Source organism: Pseudomonas sp. SMV71, from assembly GCF_052042015.1.
Lineage (GTDB): Bacteria > Pseudomonadota > Gammaproteobacteria > Pseudomonadales > Pseudomonadaceae > Aquipseudomonas.
On the sequence record NZ_JBKGGU010000005.1, the window covers coordinates 279,254 to 286,692 of the forward strand.

At 62.8% G+C, this 7,439-nt stretch carries 6 protein-coding genes; 2 read left to right on the top strand and 4 right to left on the bottom strand.

What is annotated here, in order from left to right; translation table 11 throughout:
- Positions 1-20: 20 nt before the first annotated feature.
- The 4 genes from ACLEJQ_RS07210 to ACLEJQ_RS07225 all read right to left on the bottom strand — a co-directional run bounded on the left by ACLEJQ_RS07210 (position 21) and on the right by ACLEJQ_RS07225 (position 5,411).
- Entirely contained in the window at positions 21-1,523 is a 1,503-nt protein-coding gene (locus tag ACLEJQ_RS07210) for a CoA-acylating methylmalonate-semialdehyde dehydrogenase (protein WP_440793527.1), read from the bottom strand.
- 29 nt (positions 1,524-1,552) lie between these two features.
- A complete protein-coding gene (gene iolB / locus ACLEJQ_RS07215) occupies positions 1,553-2,362 on the bottom strand; it encodes a 5-deoxy-glucuronate isomerase (protein WP_440793529.1) in 810 nt (269 codons plus the stop codon).
- On the bottom strand, positions 2,359-3,282 hold the full coding sequence (gene iolE, locus ACLEJQ_RS07220) for a myo-inosose-2 dehydratase (RefSeq protein WP_440793531.1): 924 nt from the start codon (positions 3,280-3,282) through the stop codon (positions 2,359-2,361). The genes iolB and iolE overlap by 4 nt, the downstream gene beginning before the upstream one ends.
- A 191-nt stretch (positions 3,283-3,473) precedes the next feature.
- Positions 3,474-5,411 carry a bifunctional 5-dehydro-2-deoxygluconokinase/5-dehydro-2-deoxyphosphogluconate aldolase gene (locus tag ACLEJQ_RS07225; RefSeq protein ID WP_440793533.1) on the bottom strand — a complete coding sequence of 646 codons (1,938 nt, stop codon included), beginning with the start codon at positions 5,409-5,411 and terminating at the stop codon, positions 3,474-3,476.
- A gap of 311 nt (positions 5,412-5,722) precedes the next feature.
- Between ACLEJQ_RS07225 and ACLEJQ_RS07230 the strand changes: the two genes are divergently transcribed.
- Positions 5,723-6,646 carry a MurR/RpiR family transcriptional regulator gene (locus tag ACLEJQ_RS07230; RefSeq protein ID WP_440793534.1) on the top strand — a complete coding sequence of 308 codons (924 nt, stop codon included), beginning with the start codon at positions 5,723-5,725 and terminating at the stop codon, positions 6,644-6,646.
- A 36-nt stretch (positions 6,647-6,682) separates the two neighbouring features.
- A complete protein-coding gene (locus tag ACLEJQ_RS07235; RefSeq protein WP_440793536.1) occupies positions 6,683-7,294 on the top strand; it encodes a glutathione S-transferase family protein in 612 nt (203 codons plus the stop codon).
- The last annotated feature ends 145 nt before the right edge of the window (positions 7,295-7,439 follow it).

The window sequence follows — 7,439 nt, forward strand, 5'->3', positions numbered from 1 at the left end:
CCGGCATTCGACAAAACAGGTTATTGGGCGGTCGGCATACTGAACTCGGGGCCCTTGGCGATGCTGTCGGGCCAGCGTTGCATCACGCTTTTGTAGCGGCTGTAGAAACGCAGGCCTTCCTCGCCATAGGCGTGATGGTCGCCAAACAGCGAGCGCTTCCAGCCACCGAAGGAATGCCAGGCCATGGGCACCGGGATCGGCACGTTGATTCCCACCATGCCGACCTTGATGCTGCGGGCGAACGCCCGGGCGATCCCGCCGTCACGGGTGAAGCAGGACACGCCGTTGCCAAATTCGTGGGCATTGATCAACGCCACGGCGCTGGCGAAATCCGGCACGCGGACGATGCCCAGCACCGGGCCGAAAATTTCCTGCTGGTAGATGCTCATCCCAGGGGTGACTTGGTCGAACAGCGTCGCGCCAACGAAAAAGCCCTGTTCGGCGCCCGGCACTTTCAGACCTCGCCCATCGACAATCAATCGGGCGCCTTCAGCCACCCCGGCGTCAATGAAGCCTTCTACCTTGGCCTTGTGCTCGGCGGTCACCAGCGGTCCCATGTCCGTGCCGGGTTGCTCGCCATTACCCACTTTCAATTGATCAATGCGCGGCAACAGACGTGCAATCAATTCGTCTGCCACGTCGCCCACCGCCACCGCGATGGAGATTGCCATGCAGCGCTCGCCGGCCGAGCCGTAGGCCGCGCCGATCAGCGCGTCGGCGGCCTGATCCAGGTCGGCATCGGGCATGACGATCATGTGATTTTTCGCACCGCCCAACGCCTGCACCCGTTTGCCGTGGGCCGTGCCTTGCCGGTGGATGTATTCGGCGATGGGGGTCGAACCGACAAAGGAAATCGCTTCGATGTCCGGGTGCTGCAACAGCGCGTCCACCGCCATCTTGTCGCCCTGGACCACGTTGAACACACCGTCCGGCAACCCGGCTTCGGTCAGCAGTTGGGCCATCAGCAGGCTGGCCGACGGGTCGCGCTCCGACGGCTTGAGGATGAAGCAGTTACCGACCACCAGTGCCAGGGGAATCATCCACAGCGGCACCATCACCGGGAAGTTGAACGGCGTGACGCCAGCGCACACGCCAAGCGGCTGGCGCAGGTTCCAGTTGTCGATGCCGCCGCCGATGTTGTCGCTGAAATCGGTCTTGAGCAGGCTCGGCGCACCGCAGGCGTATTCGACGATCTCGATGCCACGGGTGACTTCACCATGGGCGTCGGACAGGACCTTGCCATGTTCGCGGCTGATGATCCGCGCCAGCTCGTCGTGATGGCGGTCAAGCAGTTCCTTGAACTTGAACATCACCCGCGAGCGGCGCAGCGACGACTGCTCGGACCAGGCCGGGAACGCCGCCAGCGCCGAGGCCACCGCTGCGTCGACGGTGCCGGGCTCGGCCAGGGCGACCCGGGCCTGCACCGCGCCGGTGGCCGGATTGAAGACGTTGCTGAATCGCGCGCCGGTGCTGTCCTGCACCTGGCCGTTGAGATAATGGCCGACTATCGGGAGCTCACTCATTGTTCTTGTTCTCCGTGAAAAGGGGCGATTCAGAGGTCCAGCAGCCAACTGTGCTGCGGATCGTTATGGAACTGCCAGATGCGCTTGGGGCCGGCCATGACGTTCAGGTAATAGGACTCGTACCCATAGGGCACGCTGACCGGGTGGTAACCCTTGGGCACCACCACCAGGTCGCTGTTTTCCACGGCCATGGCCTGGTCGATGCTGCGGTCGTCGGTGTAGACCCGCTGGAACACGAAGCCCTGGGAAGGGTTGATCTGGTGGTAATAGGTTTCTTCCAGGAAGCTCTGGTGCGGCAGGTCGTCGGTGTCGTGCTTGTGGGGTGGATAGCTCGACGAATGTCCCGAGGGCGTGCGCACTTCGACGACCAGCAGCGAATGGGCCGGTTCGCTGTCCGGCAGGATGTCGCAGACATACCGGGTATTGGCGCCCTTGCCGCGCACGCTGCGCTTCATGCTGTCGGGCCGGATCAGCCGCGGGCGGTACTCGTTGGCGGTGGAACCCGGCGCGGCGCACACGGCTATCTGCACATCGCTCAGGGCAGTCACTTGGGCCTGGCTGCCGGGCGGCAGGTACGCGGCGTAGGGGGATTTGTCCTCGAACACCGACTGGCGATCGCCGAGGTTGTCCCAGTCGAAGGCGCCCTGCCCCGGCGCTTCGCCCTTGAGGCCGATGCGGCCGCTGAGCAGCACCAGGCAGAGCTCCTGATCGCCGGCCGCCACCGGCAGGGTTTCGCCGAGACTCAGGCGGTAGGCGGCGAACCCGACATACTCCAACTCGCCCGCCGGCAGTTGGACCATGGTCCGACCGCTGGCCTGGCTCTTGATCAACAGGCTCATGGCAGGTTCCTCTCTTTCAGCAGGGCGTCTTGCAGCAGAGCGTCTTGCAGCAAGGCGCGCAGGGTGTCGTAGCCCTTCTTGGCGTAGACGAAACTGGGTGCCACGGCGGGGTCCTGTTCGGCTTCCACCACCAGCCAGCCTTGGTAACCGGCGGCTAGCAGCACGTCGAGCAACGCGGCGAAATCGATGTCACCGTCCCCGGGCACGGTGAAGGTGCCGTTGATGATGCAGTCGGGGAAACTCCAGAGGTTGTTGCGCGCCAGTTGCACCACCGCCTTGCGCACGTCCTTGAAATGCACATGGCAGATGCGCTCGATGTGTTTGCGCAGCACCTGCAACGGCTCGCCACCGCCCATGTAGCAGTGACCCGAGTCGAACAGCAGACCCACTTCGCTGCCGGTCAGGGCCATCAATTTGTCGATGTCCGAGGGCGATTCGACGTAGGCGCCCATGTGATGGTGATAGGCCAGGCGCACACCCCGGGACAGAGTGAAGCGCGCCAGCTCGGTGAGTTTGTCGGCGTAGGCCTGCCAGGCTTCGTCGGTGTGGAAACGCGGCCGTTCGATCAACGGGATTCGCTGGCCCTGGATGGAGTCGGCGACTTCGCCGTACACCAGCACCGTTGCGCCGTTCTGCGCCAGCAACTCGACATGGCTGGCGATGGCGTCGATCTCCTCGGCCGCCGAGCGCCGGGCCAGGCGACTGGAATACCAGCCGGAAACCAGTGCCAGGTCGTACGGACGCAGCACATCGCCGACGCCCTTGGCGTCCTTGGGAAACTTGCCATTGAGCTCGAAGCCTTCATACCCGATGGCCTTGCCTTCGCTCAGCGCGGTACTCAACGGCGTCTCGCCGCCCAACGACGGCAAGTCGTCGTTGCTCCAGGAAATCGGGTTGATGCCAATTCGAATAGCGGGCATGGCTGCACCTTTTATTGTTTTCTCTAATGTTCAACCGATCACTGTGGCGAGGGAGCTTGCTCCCGCTCGGCTGCGAAGCAGTCGTAGAACTGTGTTTGCGGTGTGCCTATCGGACCGGGTCGGCTGATCGAGGGGCTGCTTCGCAGTCCAGCGGGAGCGAGCTCCCTCGCCACAAAAGCCCTGTATGACCCTCAAGCCCGTGCAGCCCGCCACGCCTCGATCAACTCCACAAACCGGCCCTGCACCTGCCGGATCAGCGTTTCGTCATCGATTTCCCCGGCCAGCCAGGCCCGGCTCGGCTCCTGGAAGATCGTCCGGCCCACGGCAAAACCCCGGCAGGTGGTACTCTGGCTGGCCTGGCGAAAACCTTCGGCCAGGGCCTCGGCCGGGGCATTGAGGCCGAGTAGGACCACGCCACGGCAGTACGGGTCGCGTTGCTGGATCAACTCGTCGAGCTGCTTCCATTGCTCCGCACTCTGGGCTTCGATCTTCCACCACGCCGGGTAGATGCCCAGGTTGTAGAGGCGCTTGAGGGCGCGGTACAACACATCCGGGTGCGGCGATGGATGATCCTTGGGCGGGATGACTTCCAGCAGCAACTCATGGCCGCTGACCTGAGAGGCTTTGTACAGGCCCATCAACTGCGCTTCCTGTTCCAGGCGCAGCAGCGGTTCGTCGTCGGGATGGAATTGCACCAGGCACTTGATGATCTGTTCCTGCGGCCAGGCGATCAGGTTGCTGCCGATGGAGCGTCCGTGTTCGAACGCCAGCGGTCGCGAGTTCTGCACTTCCACCGGGCGCGCCACCCACCAGCCACGACCGGTCGCGGCGTTGAGCGAGTCCTGGCCGAAACGCTGGTCGGCCAACAGACCGACATCGGCATCGACGCCCTCGCGTCGCAGATCCGCTTCGACCCGCTCCACTGCCTTGATGAACAGTTGCTTGAGTTCGCCGATGCTGCTCAAGTCGCGACCACCCTTTTGCGCCAGCTCCACCAGTTGCCAGCGATGGTCAAAGGCAAACACGAACAGCTGCTTCCATGCCTTGCGTGGCACGCTGACCTGATGCAAGCGTTGCAGCACCGCGTCCTGATCGGGCCGGGTGATCGGCACCGGGCTTTGGAACAGGTAATCGAGTTCTGCCCGGGTCGGCATCGCCGGGGCGCAGGCATGGCGTGACACCACCAGACCGCCGCAGGCGTTGGCCAGTTGGCAGCAGCGCTCATCGCTGGCGTCCTCCAGCCAACCGGCAAGGAACCCGGACATAAAGGCATCGCCAGCCCCAAGCACGTTCAGGACTTCGACCCGCACGCCGGGATACAGCGCACCGTCTTCAAGCCGGGCCGGAATGGCGCCGTGGATCACCGTGCACCCCAACGGGCCCAGCTTGACCACCAAGGTTGCCGCCGTCAGCGAGCGCACGGTGCGTAGCGCGGTCAGCAGGTCTTCGCTGCCACCGGCGATGAGGAATTCTTCTTCGGTGCCGACGATCAGGTCGAAACGCGGCAAGATGCCTTGCACGTGCTGGCTGACCTTCTGGTCGGCAACGAACCGGGTCTCGCCGTCGGCCTTGCCCGCCAGGCCCCAGAGCACCGGGCGATAATCGATGTCGAGGACGCGCTGGACCTGATGCTTATGCGCATAGTCCAGGGCCTGGATGCTGGCCTGATAGACGCCCTCGGCGGAGAAATGGGTGCCGGTGATCAGCAAGGCCTTGCTGGAGGCGATGAAGTTTTCGTCGATGTCTTCGGCGCGTAGCGCCATGTCGGCGCAGTTCTCCCGGTAGAACACCAGCGGGAAGGTTTCCCGATCCTTGATCCCCAGCAGGACCATGGCCGTCAGCCGTTCGGGATCGGCCTTGATCGCGCTGACATCGCAGCCTTCACGGGCCAGGGACTCCACCAGGAAGCGTCCCATGTGATCGTCGCCTACCCGGCTCAGCATGGCCGACCGGAGCCCCAGGCGCGCCGTGCCGAAGGCGATGTTGGCGGACGAGCCGCCCAGGTACTTGGCGAAGCTGCTCACGTCTTCCAGACGCGCTCCGACCTGCTGCGCATAAAGGTCGACACCCAGGCGTCCCAGGCAGATCACATCCAATTGACGCCCACTGGCAAAACGAGTCTGGCCCATGCTGGCTCCTGTTATTTTTATCAGCCCGCGCTGGGTGCCGGAACCGACGCCAACGCTTTGGTGGGTGCAGACTAAAACGAGCCGCAGGCAACAATCAATATTTATTCTATAAATTTTTTACGTGGAATATTTTTTCCAATACGCTATGACTCAGGGTAGTCAGACACGGTGGATCGTTTCAGCCAATGTCGCAATGAGGTCCGCCCATGATTTTCCCCGCGCCTACGCTGTAGACTGCGATCAGCCAACCTATTGTCGAAGGCCGGCGCTTTTTTGCGCCGGCCTATAAGAACAAGCCAGAAGGATTTCCTATGACCCGCCCCGATGATCTGCCGGCGCTGTCCGAGCGCGCGTCCGAGCCCGCCCTTCCCAGCCCTCCGATCAATGCCGAGCGCCTGTTGCAGCTGATCACCGAGGAATACGAGAGCCTGCCGCGCCAGCTCAAGCGCATCGCCAGCTATATGAGCCAGCAGAGCGACCGGATCATGGTCGATCGCATCAGCGACATCGCCCGGGAATGCGAAGTGCACCCCTCGGCGATCGTCAGGTTCTCCCAGCGCTTCGGCTTCAGCGGGTTCAGCGAGATGCAGGCGTTGTTCCGCGAGGCCTACACCCACAAGACCACGCCGGTGCAGAACTACCAGCAACGCATACGCAGCATGATCGCCAACAAGTCGCAGAAAGCCAGCGGCGGCGACCTGGCCCGTGAATGCGTGAATGCCACGCTGTCGGGCATCGAACGCCTGGGGCTGGAACTGGACGACCAGACGTTCGAAAAAGCCGTGGATCTGGTGGTCAACGCCGACAACATCTATGTGGTAGGCGTGCGTCGCTCGTTCGCGGTCGCCGATTACCTGGTCTACAACCTGCAACACACCAACAAGCGCATTCACCTGGTGTCCGGCCTGGGGGGCAGCTATCGCGAGCAGATGCGCAGCGTGCGGGCCAACGACCTGGTCATTGCCATCAGCTTCACGCCCTACGGCAAAGAAACCCAGCACTGCCTGCGCATCGCCCAGCACCACCAAGCCAAGACGCTGATCATCACCGACAGCAACCTGTCGCCCCTGGCCAAGCGAGCCAATGCGGTGCTGCTGGTGAACGAAGGCAGTTCATTCGCCTTCCGTTCGTTGAGCGCCACGCTGTGCCTGTGCCAGGCGTTGTTCATCGCCGTGGCCTACCGGCTGGAACTCAAAGTTGATGAAATTCATGAACAGGTAGGCTTCGAAGATTAATACGCTCGCCCACTACAGACCGCTGGAGGAGAAGCCATGAAACTGATCGGCATGCTGGACTCGCCCTACGTACGACGCGTCGCCATTTCCGCCAAGTGCCTGGGCATTCCCCTGGAGCACGACTCGGTTTCGGTGTTCCGGCATTTCGATGAATTTCAGCGTATCAACCCGGTCGTCAAGGCGCCGACCCTGGTGCTCGATGACGCAACCGTGCTGATGGACTCCACGCTGATCATCGATTATCTCGAAGCCCTGGCTGCACCGGGCAAGAGCCTGATGCCAACCGATCTCGGGCAACGGATGCGCGCATTGCGTCTGCTCGGCCTGGCGCTGGCGGCGTGCGAGAAATCGGTGCAGATCTATTACGAGCGCACCCTGCGACCGACGCAGATCCAGCACGCGCCCTGGGTCGAACGCGTGGAAGGTCAATTGGCGGCAGCCTACGCAATGCTGGAAAAGGAGCTGGAGCAACAGCCATTGAGCACCGACGGCTCGATCGACCAGGCGGGCCTCACCCTCGCGGTCGCCTGGAGCTTCACCAACCTCGTGGTGCCGGATCAGGTGGAGGGGAAGTCATTCCCGTTGATCAGCGCGTTTACTGCCTATGCCGAAGGGCTGGAAGCGTTTGTCAGCACGCCGATGGAGTAACGGTTGGATGCAATAACTGTGGGAGCGAGCGTGCTCGCGATAGCGGTGGATCAGCCACATCGATGCTGACTGAATCACCGCCATCGCGAGCAAGCTCGCTCCCACAGTAGGTTTTTGGTGTTCCGGGACTTAGCGTTCACCGCCA